15 protein-coding genes are annotated in these 17,108 nt (G+C 44.4%); 7 read left to right on the forward strand and 8 right to left on the reverse strand.

Annotated elements, in window-relative coordinates:
- Positions 1-8: 8 nt before the first annotated feature.
- The 3 genes from CW749_RS06655 to CW749_RS06665 all read right to left on the reverse strand — a co-directional run bounded on the left by CW749_RS06655 (position 9) and on the right by CW749_RS06665 (position 3,687).
- The gene (locus CW749_RS06655; RefSeq protein ID WP_101111244.1) at positions 9-1,466 is read right to left on the reverse strand and encodes a PDC sensor domain-containing protein; all 1,458 of its coding nucleotides are present in this window, start codon (positions 1,464-1,466) and stop codon (positions 9-11) included.
- Positions 1,467-1,673: 207 nt separating this feature from the next.
- Positions 1,674-3,320, reverse strand: a complete 1,647-nt coding sequence (gene groL, locus CW749_RS06660) for a chaperonin GroEL (RefSeq protein ID WP_101111245.1) — start codon at positions 3,318-3,320, stop codon at positions 1,674-1,676.
- A gap of 76 nt (positions 3,321-3,396) precedes the next feature.
- Complete coding sequence (locus CW749_RS06665) at positions 3,397-3,687, reverse strand: co-chaperone GroES (protein ID WP_005417156.1); 291 nt, start codon at positions 3,685-3,687, stop codon at positions 3,397-3,399.
- Positions 3,688-3,969: 282 nt separating this feature from the next.
- Between CW749_RS06665 and CW749_RS06670 the strand changes: the two genes are divergently transcribed.
- A complete protein-coding gene (locus CW749_RS06670) occupies positions 3,970-5,328 on the forward strand; it encodes an MATE family efflux transporter (RefSeq protein ID WP_101111246.1) in 1,359 nt (452 codons plus the stop codon).
- An 89-nt stretch (positions 5,329-5,417) separates the two neighbouring features.
- On the opposite strand, the gene pfkA is transcribed toward CW749_RS06670, so the two are convergent.
- The 4 genes from pfkA to CW749_RS06695 all read right to left on the reverse strand — a co-directional run bounded on the left by pfkA (position 5,418) and on the right by CW749_RS06695 (position 9,544).
- Positions 5,418-6,380, reverse strand: coding sequence for a 6-phosphofructokinase (gene pfkA / locus CW749_RS06675; RefSeq protein ID WP_101111247.1), 963 nt, complete (start codon positions 6,378-6,380; stop codon positions 5,418-5,420).
- Between the two features lie 295 nt (positions 6,381-6,675).
- Positions 6,676-7,602: a CDF family cation-efflux transporter FieF gene (fieF, locus tag CW749_RS06680; protein WP_101111248.1), complete on the reverse strand. Its 927-nt coding sequence runs from the start codon at positions 7,600-7,602 to the stop codon at positions 6,676-6,678.
- Positions 7,603-7,809: 207 nt separating this feature from the next.
- On the reverse strand, positions 7,810-8,589 hold the full coding sequence (locus CW749_RS06685) for a transporter substrate-binding domain-containing protein (protein ID WP_237322347.1): 780 nt from the start codon (positions 8,587-8,589) through the stop codon (positions 7,810-7,812).
- A gap of 454 nt (positions 8,590-9,043) precedes the next feature.
- A complete protein-coding gene (locus CW749_RS06695; protein ID WP_101111249.1) occupies positions 9,044-9,544 on the reverse strand; it encodes a CpxP family protein in 501 nt (166 codons plus the stop codon).
- Between the two features lie 184 nt (positions 9,545-9,728).
- Between CW749_RS06695 and CW749_RS06700 the strand changes: the two genes are divergently transcribed.
- The 4 genes from CW749_RS06700 (at position 9,729) to CW749_RS06715 (ending at position 13,143) form a co-directional block, all read left to right on the forward strand.
- Entirely contained in the window at positions 9,729-10,421 is a 693-nt protein-coding gene (locus tag CW749_RS06700) for a response regulator (protein WP_101111250.1), read from the forward strand.
- On the forward strand, positions 10,421-11,833 hold the full coding sequence (gene cpxA / locus CW749_RS06705; RefSeq protein WP_101111251.1) for an envelope stress sensor histidine kinase CpxA: 1,413 nt from the start codon (positions 10,421-10,423) through the stop codon (positions 11,831-11,833). The genes CW749_RS06700 and cpxA overlap by 1 nt, the downstream gene beginning before the upstream one ends.
- Positions 11,834-11,943: 110 nt before the next feature.
- The gene (locus CW749_RS06710; RefSeq protein ID WP_101111252.1) at positions 11,944-12,555 is read left to right on the forward strand and encodes a superoxide dismutase; all 612 of its coding nucleotides are present in this window, start codon (positions 11,944-11,946) and stop codon (positions 12,553-12,555) included.
- Between the two features lie 111 nt (positions 12,556-12,666).
- Complete coding sequence (locus CW749_RS06715; RefSeq protein WP_101111253.1) at positions 12,667-13,143, forward strand: tRNA (cytidine(34)-2'-O)-methyltransferase; 477 nt, start codon at positions 12,667-12,669, stop codon at positions 13,141-13,143.
- Between the two features lie 119 nt (positions 13,144-13,262).
- Here CW749_RS06715 and CW749_RS06720 read toward each other — a convergent pair whose 3' ends face one another.
- On the reverse strand, positions 13,263-13,778 hold the full coding sequence (locus CW749_RS06720; RefSeq protein ID WP_101111254.1) for an FxsA family protein: 516 nt from the start codon (positions 13,776-13,778) through the stop codon (positions 13,263-13,265).
- 281 nt (positions 13,779-14,059) lie between these two features.
- Between CW749_RS06720 and aspA the strand changes: the two genes are divergently transcribed.
- Positions 14,060-15,514, forward strand: coding sequence for an aspartate ammonia-lyase (gene aspA / locus CW749_RS06725; RefSeq protein ID WP_101111255.1), 1,455 nt, complete (start codon positions 14,060-14,062; stop codon positions 15,512-15,514).
- 235 nt (positions 15,515-15,749) lie between these two features.
- Positions 15,750-17,051, forward strand: coding sequence for an anaerobic C4-dicarboxylate transporter (locus tag CW749_RS06730; RefSeq protein ID WP_101111256.1), 1,302 nt, complete (start codon positions 15,750-15,752; stop codon positions 17,049-17,051).
- The last annotated feature ends 57 nt before the right edge of the window (positions 17,052-17,108 follow it).

Below are 17,108 nucleotides of genomic sequence, written 5' to 3' on the forward strand. Positions count from 1 at the left end.
CAGACGTTCTAATGGCTGACAGCTTGAATGATCTCGTTAGGCTCAGCGTCTTGTGCGATAAATCGAGTTCTTACACTGCGCCAAAGGTGAAGATACCCATCATATTTGTGAACAGGTATTAATTCAAAATGCCCTTCGAGTAAACAATCTTGGGTTACACCTTCAGGTAATCGATAAGGTGTTAAACGCACTTCGGTTTCTAGTTGTTCTATAAGCTGTGAACCTAATTCTATCGATTCACAAGGCAAAATAAGAACCCAACCTCCATCTCCTGATGAAGCGAAAATATCAAACGAACGAAGCCTCTCCTTAAGAACGACTTGTACATGCGATTTAACTTGTTCTTTTGCTAACTCAGATAGGCATTCTGTATCTTTTACGGAGTACGCCGCAATGCAAAGAAAAGGACGCTCCTTAAGCGAAGAAAGTTTTGCCTCTAACCCTTTGAGATTTAATAACCCAGTTTCATCATCGAGGTGCATCAGTTTATCTTCATAAGATTGAATCAAAGACCAATTCTTATTAATCAATAACGTAACGACGAACAGATAAGAAACAAACCATGTTACCAACCAATAGTGTTTGTATTTCCACAACTGATATAAATGCTGTTGCCAATGTTGGTCGATACTCAAATGCAAACGCGTATTTTGAGAAGCATCGCTGATCTCACCAGACTTTTTGTAAGTAAACAGACCCGTTTGGTTGTCGCCTGGATAGGGAAGGATAAGGTACTCCTTCCCTAAATTGCGCTTAATCTGGCTCGCCAGAACATCCATTGCCAACACGCCTGCTAACTCTCCATCTCGATACACTGCTGCACTTAAAGTAACCACCGACTTTCCGGTAAAGAGATCGCGGTATTCTCCTGTAAAAGTGATATCACGACGGTTATTGGCAAGCCCGTACTGCAAAGTGTTTCGCCAAAAAGGTCGATGTTTGAGAACATCATCAAAAGTACTGCTCGTGATGTTTCGCGCCAGCTTAGAAGGCGATGAAATAATGTATTTATCTTTAGAAATAAAGTAGATGGAAGAAATTGCTTCGCGGGTGTTCACTAGATAAGACATCACGTGAGCGCTAGGCACCCAAAAATGCGCATCTTGGTATAGTGAGGTACGCGCATCACACATGTCGGCAACACCAGTGATGATAAAATCCGAATGAATGGTAGAACGTCCCTCACCTAGTCCTTCGAACGAGCACGTTTTGCCTTCCACAACGGTATGTAAATGAGGGGGAGAATCAGAGACATTAAATTGCGATAGCACCGTCATTTCATGCTCCACCGCTCTTAATGTGTTCGACATATCTTTCAACGCCACAGCCACATGCTTTTTTTCTGCTGTAAATTCTTCCGACGCTTCATTAAGTGCGTCCACAACAAGAAGAAGCAGAAAAAGACCGTACAAAGCCGTTACGCCCAGCGAAGAACGCTTAATTGGAAAGTTGTGATGATGGCTCACAGGATTAACCTAGCTACTTATTTTTATGCCTCTAACATACCAGAACAATATGCGACATAAAGTGAATTTTCAGCTTAGATTAACGAAACCCACTCCACCTATAGAGCGTTTATCTAAATTATATAAAATCGATAAAATAATTGAATGTTTAAGATATAAAAAAGCCCCGCATAACTGCGAGGCTCTTATCATCCGAGAGGAGGAGGCTTACATCATGCCGCCCATGCCGCCCATTCCACCCATGCCGCCCATATCAGGCATTGCTGGTGCATCTTTCTGAGGTAAGTCAGTCACCATCGCTTCTGTTGTGATCATAAGACCCGCAACCGATGCTGCAAATTGCAGTGCTGAACGCGTAACTTTCGTTGGGTCAAGAATACCCATTGCGATCATGTCGCCGTATTCACCCGTCGCAGCGTTGTAACCGTAGTTATCTTCACCAGCACGTACATTGTTTGCAACTACAGACTCTTCATCACCTGCGTTGCTTGTGATTTGACGAATTGGTGCTTCCATTGCACGTAGTGCAACGCGGATACCTACGTTTTGCTCTTCGTTGTCACCTTCAAGCTCAGTCAGCTTAGAAGCTGCGCGGATTAGTGCAACACCACCGCCCGCTACTACACCTTCTTCAACCGCTGCACGAGTCGCATGAAGTGCATCTTCAACGCGGTCTTTCTTCTCTTTCATTTCAACTTCAGTCGCTGCGCCGACTTTGATTACTGCAACACCGCCTGCTAGCTTAGCAACGCGCTCTTGTAGTTTTTCTTTGTCGTAGTCTGAAGTTGCTTCTTCGATTTGCTGACGGATTTGAGCAACACGACCTTCAATAGCAGTTTGCTCACCCGCACCATCGATGATGGTAGAGTTTTCTTTCGTGATGGTTACACGCTTCGCTTGACCTAGGTCTTCTAGCGTTACTTTTTCAAGTTCTAGACCAATCTCTTCAGAAATCACAGTACCGCCAGTTAGAATAGCGATATCTTGTAGCATTGCTTTACGACGGTCACCAAAACCAGGCGCTTTAACTGCTGCTACTTTCACGATGCCACGCATATTGTTCACAACAAGTGTTGCTAACGCTTCGCCTTCTACATCTTCAGCGATGATAAGAAGAGGACGAGAGGCTTTCGCTACTGCTTCTAGAGTAGGAAGCAATTCGCGGATATTAGATACTTTCTTGTCAACAAGAAGGATGAATGGGTTTTCTAGGTCAACCGCACCAGCTTCTTGGTTGTTGATGAAGTAAGGAGACAGGTAACCGCGGTCAAACTGCATACCTTCAACAACGTCTAGCTCATCTTGCAGTGCCTGACCTTCTTCAACAGTGATTACACCGTCAAGACCAACACGCTCCATTGCTTCTGCAATGATTTCGCCTACGCTCTTGTCAGAGTTAGCTGAAATCGTACCAACTTGCTCGATCTCTTTCTTGCCTTTACATTCAACTGAAATGTTGCCCAGCTCAATCACAGCAGCCGCGACTGCTTTATCGATACCACGCTTAAGATCCATTGGGTTCATGCCAGCTGCGACCGCTTTCAAACCTTCGTTAACGATAGATTGAGCCAGTACAGTAGCAGTGGTTGTTCCATCACCTGCCGCGTCATTTGCTTGAGAGGCCACTTCTTTAACCATTTGTGCGCCCATGTTCTGGAACTTGTCTTCCAGTTCAATTTCGCGCGCAACAGAAACACCATCTTTAGTAATGGTTGGAGCACCGAACGATTTGTCTAGGACAACGTTGCGGCCTTTAGGACCTAGCGTGACTTTTACAGCGTCAGCCAGAACGTTAACACCTTCTAGCATTTTGATTCGTGCGTCGTTACCAAATTTAACGTCTTTAGCAGCCATCTTTAATTTCCCTTTCTTAATTCGTTTTTAGTCTGTCGTTTTTTGAATCAGAGTAAAAATTACTCAACGATTGCTTTTACTCAACGATTGCCATGATGTCATTTTCAGACATGATCAGAACTTCTTTGCCGTCAATCTTTTCAGATTTCGTGCCGTAGCCTTCAGCAAAAATAACGCTATCACCAACTTTAACGTCCAGCGGTTGCACAGTACCGTTTTCTAGGATGCGGCCCTTGCCTACAGCCAAAACCGTACCACGTGTCGATTTTTCCGCAGCAGAACCAGTTAGAACGATGCCGCCGGCAGATTTGGATTCAACTTCTTGGCGTTCAACGATAACTCGGTCGTGTAAAGGACGGATATTCATCGGTCGTCTCTCCTGATTAGATGATTCTATTTGATGTAAGAAATGCCGTTAAAACGGCTTGTGGATCATATATAGGGCGTACATAGAGATAACCCAAGGGGGGCAATGCGTTTTTTTGTGACGAGTGTTGAAAAATCAAACAGCTTTTCGAGAAATTTCACGTTTGTTGCTCGAAGTAACTGTTTCCACCTCAACTTTCGAGCCCTCCGTCGCATTGTGGCTCCAATGTGTATTCTTCTGTATCCTACGCGTTCTTCAAGATAAATTAAGTTGTCACTATCAATGCAAGATAAACATGGATTACTCACTGCACCTATCCCCGCAGTGCTCAGAAACATGACCCTACCGATGATTGTGGGTCTGATTTCGATCCTTATGTTTAATCTTGTGGACACTTTTTTCATTTCTTTGCTTGGTACTCAGGCTCTGGCTGCGATCAGCTTTACTTTTCCCGTCACCTTTGCCGTCAATTGCATCACGATGGGTATTGGCATGGGGCTTTCGACCAACGTCGGTCGGCTGCTTGGGCAAGGTAACAATCAAGATGCGGCAAGGTTTTCTTCCCACGGTTTAATCCTAGCGGTCATTCTCGTCAGTATCGCATCAACCATCGGATTACTGACCATCACCCCGCTGTTTTCTCTTCTCGGGGCGACCCCAGATCTGATCCCACTCATCAAAGAGTACATGGTGGTATGGTATTTAACGATCCCAATGTTAGTCATTCCCATGGCGGGAAACAGTGCGATTCGTGCAACTGGTGATACCAAAACTCCGGCAAAAATTATGATGCTGGCTGGTGTCATTAACGGCGTACTCGACCCACTGCTTATCTTTGGTTACGGCCCGTTTCCTGAATTGGGAATAAAAGGGGCTGCTATAGCCAGTGCACTCAGCTACATGGGCGCTTTGTGTGGATCTTTGTACGTACTCATAAAAAGAGAAAAGCTGCTGGCACTCCCGTACTTTCCGTCCCTCATTCAAGATTGGCGTGCCATCTTAAAAATTGGCACACCCGCCGCCTTGTCTAATGCGATGTCACCTATTTCAGGTGCGATACTCATGATTATATTAGCGAGCCACGGTACAGAAGCCGTTGCCGCTTATGGTGCCGCGCAACGTGTCGAATCTATTTTGATTTTGGTTTTGATGGCACTGACCTCCGCTTTAACGCCCTTTATGGCGCAAAATTTTGGTGCAAAGAATCCAACGCGCAGTTTTAACGCCTTATTTGTGTGTATGCGATTTTCGATTCTTTTTCAGCTGCTCATCTTTATCATGATGGTTCCATTGAGCATGCCTATTGCTTCACTTTTCTCACAAGAGCAAAGTGTGAGAGATTTACTTTGGCATTACTTGCTGGTGGTCCCGTTCAGTTATGGGTTTCAAGGCATATTAATGGTGCTGGCTAGTGGGCTCAATGCACTACATAAACCCATGCACGCCTTTAGTTGGAGTGCGATGCGTTTGTTTATATTCACATTGCCTTTTGCCTACATTGGTAGTGAGTGGTATCAGGTTGAAGGGCTTTTTATCGGTATTGCGGCAGGTAATATCGTTGGTGGAACACTGGGATACTTGTACGCACTTAAAATACGCAACGAAGTGATCGAAGCTCACGAGCTGGAAACAAGTCGATAGCTAAAAACCAGAGAAAGTCTCTTTCAAACAAAAAAACCGCTGAAAAGTCAGCGGTTTTTATTAAGTAAGTTAGTCTTGAATGTTCAGTATTAGAACAACTCTTTCGCAACTTTGAACAAGTCATCGCGTACTGGACGCTTCATGTTCTCTATGCAGTCAATAATGTCGTGGTGAACAAGTTGTTCTTTCTGAATACCCACACAACGACCGCCATGACCTTCTTGTAGAAGGTGAACAGCGTAGTTACCCATGCGAGATGCAAGAACACGGTCAAATGCTGTTGGACGACCGCCACGTTGGATATGCCCCAATACTGTCGCACGAGTTTCGCGTCCAGTAGCAGATTCAATCTCTTTAGCAAGCTCGTTAGCATCCATCATCAGCTCAGTTAAAGCGATGATTGCGTGCTTCTTACCTTTCTTGATACCGTCTTGAATATTGGCAATCAACTCATCATTACTCAAACCTGTTTCTGGCGTAATGATGTATTCACAACCACCAGCAATTGCAGACATCAACGTCAAATCACCACAGTGGCGACCCATGATTTCTACAATCGAAATACGCTGGTGAGAAGATGACGTATCACGCAGACGGTCAATGGCGTCGATAACAGTATTCAATGCTGTTAAGTAACCAATGGTGTAATCTGTACCAGCGATATCGTTATCAATCGTGCCCGGCAAACCAATACATGGGTAACCCATTTCGGTCAGCTTTTTCGCGCCCATGTAAGAGCCGTCACCGCCAACAACAACTAGGGCTTCAATACCGTGCTCTTTCAGGTTTTCGATCGCTTTCTCGCGAACTTCTACTTCTTTAAATTCTGGGAAACGAGCTGAACCAAGGAAGGTACCGCCTTTATTGATCACATCAGATACACTGCAGCGATCTAATTTCTCGATACGGTTTTCGTATAGACCTAAGTAACCGTCATAAATACCGTACACTTCTAGCCCTTCTGAAAGTGCCGTACGAACAACACCACGAACTGCTGCATTCATGCCTGGTGCGTCACCGCCACTTGTCAAAACACCGATCTTCTTAATCATGCTCACCCTCTGATATCTGGGAATCTAATCTCTAATTCTAAATGCCATTCTCGGCGAAATCTTATCTTATTCACGTTATGTTACATTTCCGCTCCACACGGCGCACATAACGAATTATTGAAACTTTTCTACTTATGAAAGAGTATTACAATTATGCTATCAAACTTTGTTGATTCACATCACGTTCAATAGTGGTTTGTGTGGTTTGCACAAAAGATAGCTAATTATCTTCCATTTGTCTTCTTTCTTTCACGGTTCGTAATAATTAACTTAACAGCAGCCGTTCCTCAGTGATTTAAACCTGAGAATTTCCCGGCTCATGCTCGTTTTGTTTATTTTTCGCCCATGGCACAACAGAAATTGGATCTTGATGGATCAGAATGTCACCTTCTGGGAATCTTTCGATCAGTTTTTGTTCAACTTCGTCAGAAATGCGATGCGCTTCAATCAGCGGCATGTGATCATCCAACTCTAAATGAAGCTGGATAAAACGAACAGGGCCAGACATTCGAGTCCGTATTTGATGGGCACCCAACACCCCTTTGACTGAGCATGTGATTAAATGGATGTCTTCAATTTCATCATCTGGAAGCTGCCTGTCTAGCAGAGATTGCACTGCGGTATAAACCATGCGAATGGCGCTTGAAAGAATGAAAACACCTATCCCAATTGCAAATACAGCATCGGCTTGCCCTATTCCATACCAGCTTAACCCAAGCGCTACAATGATGGCTGCGTTCATGTAAAGGTCGGATTGATAGTGAAGAGAATCAGCGGCAATAGCTTGGCTACCCGTCCTTTTGACTACATGCTTTTGAAATGCCACTAACCCGCCAGTCACCAGTATGGCGAACATACTGACATACACGCCTAGTTCAGGAGAATGCAGTTCATGAGGCCGGAAGAACCTATCCACGCCATTCAAAATCAGAAAGCAAGCAGAGCCCGAAATAAACATAGCCTGCGCCAATGCGGCGAGTGATTCAGCTTTTCCATGACCGAAAGAATGTTCTTTATCCGCAGGTTGAAGGGAGTAACGCACTACGATGAGGTTCACGACAGAAGCCGCGATATCCAATAATGAATCGATCAATGAGGCTAACAAACTCACAGAGCCGGTTACCCACCAAGCCGAGACTTTGACAACTAACAGTAAAGTAGCAACCCCAGCTGCCAACCAAGCCGCAGTAGTAACAAGTTTGGAATAATCAGATTTTTGCATTGGAAAACGGGTCAGGAATAATCTTTCAATGTAGTCACGTTACTTTAATTTCTGTCTTGTATAAAATAGTTAATTCCCGATTGTGGCGAATTTCTGAATCAAATCTCAAATCTCTCTTACAAAACATTGTTAACGAACGAATAACGGTAAAAGGCATTAAATATCATTAGCTTAAATTTACTTTCTATGGCTCACACTTATCATTTCCTAATGATAGTAGTATTCATACAATGCTCGTGTTTCTCCGTTTAACTTCATGCTCTTAAGCACTTGCGAGAATTCATACGACTTACTCTCGACAGACATTAGAATCGGGTAATTATCCGCACTGATCGGTTGGTCTTCTTTATATTTAGGGTTTGTCATTCCTTTAAACCATTTCGACTTTAAAGAAAATCCGAGATACAGCGGCAACACACCACCACAACAGTCTGGGTGTAATTTCAGCCCTTCCAATGGATGCTGCTTCAACAAGTATTCCAATGTCGACTTATTGTAGATATAGAAATCGCCTTTTTTATTTAAAAGAAACGTCATTGCTTGCATGGATGTCATTTCAGGCGGCTGCTTTATGTCAATACCCCTGATATCTCTCGTGATATCGGGCGAACCCTTCGCACGAAGCAGTACTTTACCTTTTAGTTGTTCAAGCTGGGTAACCTCCGCCATATCATCACGTGAAATACCGACATCACCTCCCGGTAAACCATTTTCGATAAAATAAGCGAATGAAGATCGTTTTTTAGTTAAATTGAAACCGGGATAGAAATCGACTTCACCTCGTTTTAACAAATTGACCACTTTGTTTTTTGGAAGACGAGTGATCTGTAGCTCACAGCCCACTTTCCTTGCTGCTTTTTGGTACAAATCTAGATATAGACCCGAGTTATCTGGCGCTCTTGCAATATTGGGTAAGCGTTCATTGGTGCGATACCCCATTTTCAACACACATGTTGATTCAGTGGCACCAACGGTTTGAGAAATCATAAAATACAAGCAAACAATTATTGGTAGGGCTATTTTCCGCACTGTCTTATATTCCCTCTAACTATCGAGCTACTTTGAGCATAGTCAAGGGCAGTTTTATATACAAAAAGAAAGCAGCCATGAAGGCTGCTATCGTCGCGTATGTAAGCTTTGTTTACTTAGGGTCTGTTGACCTTTCGTGGTTAAATTTTGTTCGAGTTCTATGCCTTTTAATCGCGGCGCAAGGTGTGTAGCCCATTCTTTAAGAACAAAAGTATTTCTAAGCAAATACCTTGCAACAAAGAGTAAAAGGCATGGGAACGGGGACGCCTAGTCGAACCCTTCGGGCAGCATTTGTGGCTTATTTCTACTGCGTTATCGCTCATTGATGTAGAGCGACTACACCGAATAAGCTCTGCCTTGTATAAATCACCCACAAATTGCTGCAAAAATCATCTCGAAAGGTCAACAGACCCTAGTCATCTTGATGACGCTCAGCAAATTTCTCGGCACACTTAGCAGCTTTCTCTTGTTGTAATTCTTGAAGTTTGACCTTCTGTTCTGCCGTTAAGATACTCATGGCTTTATGCTGTTGTTCCAGCATTTTTACACGCTTTTCCGTTTGGGCATCTACCATTTTTGCGGCCAACTCTTGCGCTGCATTTTCATCGAATGTATCAGCCAAAATCAATTGTTGGATGTTTTGCTGGTGCGATTGCATCTTGGCGAACATTTCTTCTGATTTGCCTTTTCGATTATTTTTGGCATTTTCTCGCAATTGGCTGAGCTGCGACTTCTGATCGTCGGTTAAGTCAAGCTGGCGAAGCACACGTTTGTCCACGCCCATACCGCACTTTCCGCCGAAATCGTGCCCCCCTTTATGATGCCCTTTACCACCAAAAGCCCATGCACTCGCGCTGCCTAAAACTAAAGGAAGTGCCGCTGCCATTAGAACCATTTTTTTTGCTAGTTTCATAATTGTATCCTCGATTCGTCATTGGAATTCGTTTTGTGTGCTGTGCTGCTTTTGCAGCGCTTGAGGATAGAATACGAACTGGGTTGTAAAGCAACGTGAAGAAAGCGTAAATCAACGTAAAGAGTTCTGGTTACACCGTAAATGTGAGTATCATGAAGACAGAAAAACCGTAAGTGAGGCAACAATGGCACATATACTATTAGTGGATGACGATACAGAATTGACCAGCCTACTCAGTGATATTTTGACCTTTGAAGGCTTTCAAATAAGCCAAGCCTGCGATGGTTTAGTCGGGCTTGAATTAGTGGATGAAAGTGTCGATTTAATTCTTCTGGATATCATGATGCCTAGGCTCAATGGCATGGAGATGCTTAAGAAATTACGTGAAAACTGGCAAACTCCAGTACTGATGCTCACAGCCAAAGGCGAAGAAATAGACCGAGTCATTGGGCTTGAATTAGGTGCCGACGACTACCTACCTAAGCCATTCTCTGATCGTGAATTGATGGCACGTATTCGCGCTATATTGCGGCGCACTCAACAATCCGATGCTAATACCAGCAAAGATCCGGAGTGCATTGCTTATCAAGATCTGAAAGTTTTCCCAGGTAAACAAGAAGCTTATTGTGGAGATGCTCTGCTCGATCTCACCACCACAGAGTTTGCCTTGCTCAGCCACTTTATTGCACACCCAGGAGAAACGCTTACCAAAGAGATGCTCAGTTTAGACGTGCTGGGTAAGCGCTTAGCACCGTTTGATCGCGCGATTGATATGCATGTATCAAACCTTCGCAAAAAAATCCCACTACTGAGCGACAACAAACCTCGAATTAAAACGCTACGTGGTCGTGGGTACATGCTGGTGGAGGCAGGGTAATGCGGTTGCGTCTTTTTTCTAGTTTATATGGGCGAATTTTTGCCATTTTCTGGCTTACGATGTTGCTGGTATTGATCGCTGTTTTAATCTTACCCTTTCTGGATCCACGCCAACCTCATGACATTCCTAAAGATCATTTTGAACGTGTTAAACAATCCATCAGCAAACTAGAAGAAAAATACTCTGATCATCCGAACATTCAGGCTGTCGCAAGAAAACTAACAAATAGAGGGGGAAAGCATCATGGAAAACGCCCTTTGATTTATCTGACTGACTTGGAGGGAAATTTGATTACCCGAGAGCGAGGTCCGATTCGTAAAGCAATGCAAAATTACATCACTGAACTGGATTTAACCCAAATTCAGCCCCAGCAAAAATTGTATGGCCGCATGATGGTGGCAGGTCCATTCCCAGCAAAAATAGCAAACCAAGACGTATTGCTATTCAACGCCATGAAATGGAATCAAACACCACCCTTTTTACTTCAACTGTTCGACAAACCCTTTCAGCTACTTTTTGCTGTTATGGTTGCTAGCACCCCTCTTTTACTCTGGCTTGCGTGGGCGCTTAGCCAGCCTGCTCGACGTTTGGAAAAAGCCGCTAAGCGGGTCGCTAAAGGAGAGTTTGTCGCCGATCCTGATTTAGAAAAAGGCACCCGAGAATTTCAACAAGCGGGAGCCAGTTTTAACCAAATGGTTTTAGCAGTTGATCAAATGATCACAGGTCAACAAAGGTTGTTATCGGACATTTCTCACGAACTTCGCTCCCCCCTTACTCGACTGAGAATGACGAATGCACTCGCAACCAGAAAACAGGGAGAGAGTGACGAGCTTAAGCGCATTGATACCGAAGCCGAACGTTTAGAGCAGATGATCAGCGAACTCTTGGAACTGTCACGTATGCAAGTGCACAGCCACGAAAATAGAGAACGTCTTTCTGTTGTTGATCTGTGGGAAGAGATATTAAAAGACGCGCAATTTGAAGCAGATCAAAAAGGCAAAGTGCTGCGTTATGGTTCTTTCCATCATGAATCCGAGCGTGATAACCCTTTACCTAATACCTACATTTACGGTAATCCCAATTTATTAATGAGTGCGGTGGAAAACATCGTTCGAAACGCCATTCATTATGGTAACCAGAACATACAAGTATCGATTGTACTTAATGGCAGTGAACTACAGATTGACGTCGATGATGATGGTAACGGTGTGCCAAAAGAAGAACTGGAAGACATTTTCCGACCTTTCTACCGAGTTTCAACCGCCAGAGATCGGCACTCCGGAGGGGCAGGTTTAGGCTTGGCGATCACAGAGAGCGCGATTCGGCAGCATAATGGAACCATCAAAGCACAACCCAGCTCTCTTGGGGGGCTGAAAATGTCTATCCGATTGCCCGTTAGCGAACATTCATAATCTCAAAAAATTGAATTTATATGCCTTTTGGGTATATATCCCTACTATTCACAAGTTGATAACGATAACAATTATCATTACATTATTACGTAACAATAAGGAGAGTAATAATGTCACACACATTCCCAGAACTACCGTACGCATACGACGCACTGGAACCGTACATCGATGCAAAAACAATGGAAGTACACTACAGCAAGCACCACCGTACGTACTTTGACAAATTCACCGCAGCAATCAAAGGTTCTGACCTAGAGAACCAATCTCTAGAGACCATTTTTGATTCTATCTCAAGCCAAGCACCAGCCGTTCGCAATAACGGTGGCGGTTTCTACAACCACGTTGTGTACTGGAACTGCATGGCGCCTAACGCTGGTGGTGAACCACAAGGCGATCTAGGCAAAGCGATCACAGAAACATTCGGCAGCTTTGATGCGTTCAAAGAGCAATTTGCTCAAGCTGCAATCAACACATTTGGTTCTGGCTTTGCTTGGTTGATCGTAAAAGATGGCAAATTGGTTATTACTTCAACCAGCAATCAAGACAACCCTCTAATGGACGTAGCGGCTGATCGCGGTGAACCTGTTCTAGCACTAGACGTATGGGAACACGCTTACTACATCAGCTACCAAAACCGTCGCCCTGAGTACATTGATGCTTGGTGGAATGTTGTGAGCTGGGATGCCGTTGCACAAAACTACGCAGCAGCACTAGCTAAGTAATATTGCACGTCAGGCGACATAACGCCTTACAGTATGAAAGAGTAAGCGCCTTGCTTGCTCTTTTTTCTTCCTCCATAATGCCCTTCACTCAACTCATTCATAAGATTTGTCATGCTGGATATCGTTTTATTTGAGCCTGAAATTGCCCCTAATACAGGCAACATCATTCGCTTGTCCGCCAACTGTGGTTCAAACCTCCATTTGATCGAACCATTAGGTTTTGATTTTGAAGAGAAGAAAGTAAGACGTGCTGGCTTGGATTACCACGATCTTGCCCGTGTAAAGCGCCATGAAAACATGGAAGCATTCATCGAATACATGGAAGAGCGCGGTGAAGATTACCGCTTGTTTGCGTGTACCACAAAAACCACAGGGCACCACGTAGACGCGAAATTCAAAGATGGCGATGTACTGATTTTTGGCCCCGAGTCACGTGGGCTCCCAGCGGACTTCATTGAAAGCCTTCCAATGGAACAACGCATCCGAATTCCTATGATGCCAGACAGCCGCAGTTTAAACTTGTCTAACGCGGTAGCCATTATTGCGTTTGAAGCATGGCGCCAGCTTGGGTTTGAAGGCGCGTTATAGCTGTATTTTATCTAACAACTGTATTCTATCTAACAACAGATACAAAAAAAGATGAAGGCAATCACCTTCATCTTTCTTGTTTCTCGTCATCAATGAGCTTTAAACCATAAGGTTAGCGCTTAATTTAAGCGATTACGGTCGTCGTCATCCTTACGCTGGTATTCCCCTTCAAACGTATTTCCCTGAGAAGAATCACCGCGCTGGAAAGGATCTTGCTCAAATGGGTTCTGCTGATGAAAACCGCCTTGCGCATGAAAGCCACCACCATTTCCGAAGTTTTGAACCTTTACTTTGCTCATCAACTGCTTGGCAATAATTGCTCGCGGTGCAGGTAATAACACAAGCATACCTAGCGCATCGGTCATAAACCCTGGAGTAAGAAGAAGCACACCAGCCACAGCCAGCATGACACCTTCAACAATTTGCTGAGCAGGTAACTCACCTTGCTGAAGCCGATTTTGAACAGACATCAGTGTTTGAAGCCCTTGGCTGCGAACCAATGTCGCACCGACAAACGCCGTCAGTAAAACTAAGCCTATGGTCGTCCAAAAACCTAAAAAACCGCCTACTTGAATAAATAAGGCAATCTCGATGATTGGAACGGCAATAAAAAGCAGTAAAAGTATCGGAAACACAAGTCCTCCTGTTGCAATTACAGTCAGTGTATTGCTTTGCTAAACAAACAACAATTGCTTACCTCAAACTTATGTTGTGATCCCAGTTAACTTCTGTAAGAAATGTTGACAACTCAATGACTCAAAAGGTGATCGGGCTACTATTTTTATGCCACCAATTCGATACTATGGACACAACATCAGGACCGATTTACAGCCGTATACTCTGATGAATGGATTCTTAAAAACAGATGTGGCTAATTCAACATCAATACTTACAATAAAAGTCTAAGGATCCTGTTATGACTAAGACGTTCGATCTTAATCACACCTCAACTCATGCTGCGACGCGTATCGAAGAAGATCTCCTCGGTCAACGTCACGTTCCTTCTGATGCCTACTACGGTATTCACACGCTAAGAGCCATCGAAAACTTCAATATTTCCAGTGCCACCATCTCTGATGTCCCAGAATTTGTGCGCGGTATGGTGATGACAAAGAAAGCCGCCGCATTGGCAAATAAAGAGCTCGGTGTCATTCCGTCTGAAGTCGCCAACCCTATTATTCAAGCTTGTGATGCCATTTTAGAAACGGGTAAGTGCATGGATCAATTTCCATCAGACGTCTTTCAAGGCGGTGCTGGCACCTCCGTAAACATGAACACCAATGAGGTGATAGCTAACCTCGCGCTGGAATTGATGGGCAAAGAAAAAGGGCAATACGAATTCATTAACCCGAATGATCATGTCAATAAAAGCCAATCGACCAACTGCGCGTACCCAACAGGTTTTCGCATCGCCGTGTATAACAGCGTAAGCAAACTAGTGGACGCGATTGAGTACCTTAAGGGAGCATTTGAACTGAAAAGCCAAGAGTTCAATGATGTCCTTAAAATGGGTCGAACTCAGCTGCAAGATGCAGTGCCAATGACGGTTGGACAAGAATTTCACGCTTGGGCGGTGACCTTAAATGAAGAAATCCGCAACCTTCAGTACACCTCTAAACTGCTATTAGAAGTCAACATTGGCGCAACGGCAATCGGCACAGGGTTAAACGCTGCGGAAGGCTATCAAGCGTCTGCGATCAAACATTTGGCGCAAGTAACTGGGCTCGACTGTGTTCCAGCGGAAGATTTAATTGAAGCCACCTCAGACTGTGGCGCGTACGTGATGATACACGGTGCTTTGAAACGACTCGCCGTGAAGCTGTCTAAGATCTGTAATGACTTACGCCTGCTGTCTTCAGGGCCTCGCGCTGGTCTCAACGAACTCAATCTACCTGAACTGCAAGCGGGCTCATCCATTATGCCTGCCAAAGTAAACCCTGTTGTGCCTGAAGTGGTTAACCAAGTGTGCTTCAAGGTTTTGGGTAACGACAACACCGTCTCTTTTGCGGCTGAAGGCGGACAGTTACAGCTCAACGTGATGGAACCGGTTATCGCCCAAAGTATGTTTGAATCTTTGGAAATTCTAACCAACGCCTGCGTTAACTTGCGCGATAAGTGCATCGATGGCATTACCGTCAATAAAGACGTTTGCGAAAGCTATGTTTATAACTCTATTGGCATTGTCACTTACCTCAACCCGTACATTGGTCACCATGAAGGCGATATCGTAGGGAAAATCTGTGCAGAGACAGGTAAAAGCGTAAGGGATGTGGTGCTAGAAAGAGGCTTACTAACAGAAGAAGAATTGGACGATATCTTCTCAGTAGAAAACCTCATGCACCCTAAGTACAAAGCCAAACGATTTAACTAAATGAATGGGACCAGTGGTCCCATTTTGTTTTCTGCCTAATGAGTTTTGCTGACAATGTTTGCTGACAATAGCGCCAATTAGCACAAGTTTGTTTTATATCAGTCCTATTACACCTAGCCATCTGCTATAGTCTGCGCCGTTTTCAGCATTCTATAAATTTTTATGCTGATTTTTATCCTTCTTTTTTCAATAAAAGGGGGATTTTCCACTTGGAATTTAAGATAAGGTACGACGTATGATTATGGTCGAGTTGTTAGTAGTCCTGCTCTTTATTTATTTAGGAGCAAGAATCGGAGGCATCGGCATTGGCTTCGCTGGTGGTGCAGGTGTCGTTGCGTTAACTATGGTAATGGGTGTCCCAGCTGGCAATATTCCTGTCGATGTCATCTTGATCATTGCATCGGTTATTACTGCGATTGCTGCAATGCAAGTGGCTGGCGGTATGGATTGGTTGGTTGATCTGGCTGAACAGTTTCTTAGAAAGAACCCAAAACACATTACCTTTTATGCCCCAGTAGTTACCTACCTAATGACACTGTTAGCCGGAACGGGACACACAGCATTTTCCACATTACCGGTGATCGCTGAAGTGGCAAAAGAGCAAGGCGTTCGCCCATCGCGCCCACTTTCTATTGCCGTGGTGGCTTCTCAAATCGCCATTACCGCTTCACCCATTTCAGCGGCAGTGGTATTTTTCTCTGGCATTCTGGAACCACTAGGAGTGGGTTACCTAACGTTGTTGGCGGTGTGTATTCCAACTACGTTCGTAGCGTGTATGGTCGGTGCATTTGTGTCTAACTTCCTAGGCAGCGAGCTAAAGGATGATCCTATTTATCAGGAACGTCTTGCGAAAGGGCTGATCAAGATGCAAGGTACGCAAAAGCGTGAAATCTTACCGACAGCAAAAACCTCCGTTTATATCTTCTTTGCGGCCATTGTTGCGGTTGTTGCGTACGCCACGATGATTTCAAACGCTGTGGGTTTAATTGAAAACCCCGCGATAGGTCGAAACCAAGCCATTATGGCGTTAATGCTGACCGCTGCCACCGCTATTGTGATGATCACCAAAATCGATGCTTCAAACATCGCTAACGCCGCAACGTTCAAATCCGGCATGAGCGCATGTGTGTGTGTGCTTGGTGTTGCTTGGCTTGGTGATACCTTCGTTTCAAGCCATATCGACCAAATCAAAGACCTGTCGGCACACATTCTTGAGCAATACCCATGGATGCTTGCCATTACCTTGTTCTTCGCATCAATGTTGCTTTACTCGCAAGGTGCGACCACCACAGCTTTGATGCCAGCGGCATTAGCGATTGGCGTTGCACCATTAACAGCCGTGGCGTCTTTTGCGGCAGTAAGCGCTTTATTTGTTCTGCCAACTTACCCAACATTATTGGCCGCTGTCGAAATGGATGACACTGGCTCAACTCGAATTGGGCAGTGGGTATTCAATCACCCATTCTTCATCCCAGGGGTCGTTACCATTACAACCGCTGTTGCCTTAGGCTTTGCCTTTGGCGGTATGATGATTTAATCATCACAAAAGTTTGGAAAGGAGCGCACTGCGCTCCTTTCAGATTGATGACGAACC

The organism is Vibrio sp. vnigr-6D03, from assembly GCF_002835515.1.
Classification (GTDB): domain Bacteria; phylum Pseudomonadota; class Gammaproteobacteria; order Enterobacterales; family Vibrionaceae; genus Vibrio; species Vibrio penaeicida.

Coding starts and splice junctions, on each gene's coding strand:
- CW749_RS06730 (WP_101111256.1), top strand. CDS start 15,750: ATGATTATGGTCGAGTTGTTAGTAGTCCTGCTCTTTATTTATTTAGGA.
- CW749_RS06695 (WP_101111249.1), bottom strand. CDS start 9,544: ATGAAACTAGCAAAAAAAATGGTTCTAATGGCAGCGGCACTTCCTTTA.
- CW749_RS06685 (WP_237322347.1), bottom strand. CDS start 8,589: ATGATTTCTCAAACCGTTGGTGCCACTGAATCAACATGTGTGTTGAAA.
- CW749_RS06715 (WP_101111253.1), top strand. CDS start 12,667: ATGCTGGATATCGTTTTATTTGAGCCTGAAATTGCCCCTAATACAGGC.
- aspA (WP_101111255.1), top strand. CDS start 14,060: ATGACTAAGACGTTCGATCTTAATCACACCTCAACTCATGCTGCGACG.
- pfkA (WP_101111247.1), bottom strand. CDS start 6,380: ATGATTAAGAAGATCGGTGTTTTGACAAGTGGCGGTGACGCACCAGGC.
- groL (WP_101111245.1), bottom strand. CDS start 3,320: ATGGCTGCTAAAGACGTTAAATTTGGTAACGACGCACGAATCAAAATG.
- CW749_RS06710 (WP_101111252.1), top strand. CDS start 11,944: ATGTCACACACATTCCCAGAACTACCGTACGCATACGACGCACTGGAA.
- CW749_RS06665 (WP_005417156.1), bottom strand. CDS start 3,687: ATGAATATCCGTCCTTTACACGACCGAGTTATCGTTGAACGCCAAGAA.
- cpxA (WP_101111251.1), top strand. CDS start 10,421: ATGCGGTTGCGTCTTTTTTCTAGTTTATATGGGCGAATTTTTGCCATT.
- CW749_RS06670 (WP_101111246.1), top strand. CDS start 3,970: ATGCAAGATAAACATGGATTACTCACTGCACCTATCCCCGCAGTGCTC.
- CW749_RS06700 (WP_101111250.1), top strand. CDS start 9,729: ATGGCACATATACTATTAGTGGATGACGATACAGAATTGACCAGCCTA.
- fieF (WP_101111248.1), bottom strand. CDS start 7,602: ATGCAAAAATCTGATTATTCCAAACTTGTTACTACTGCGGCTTGGTTG.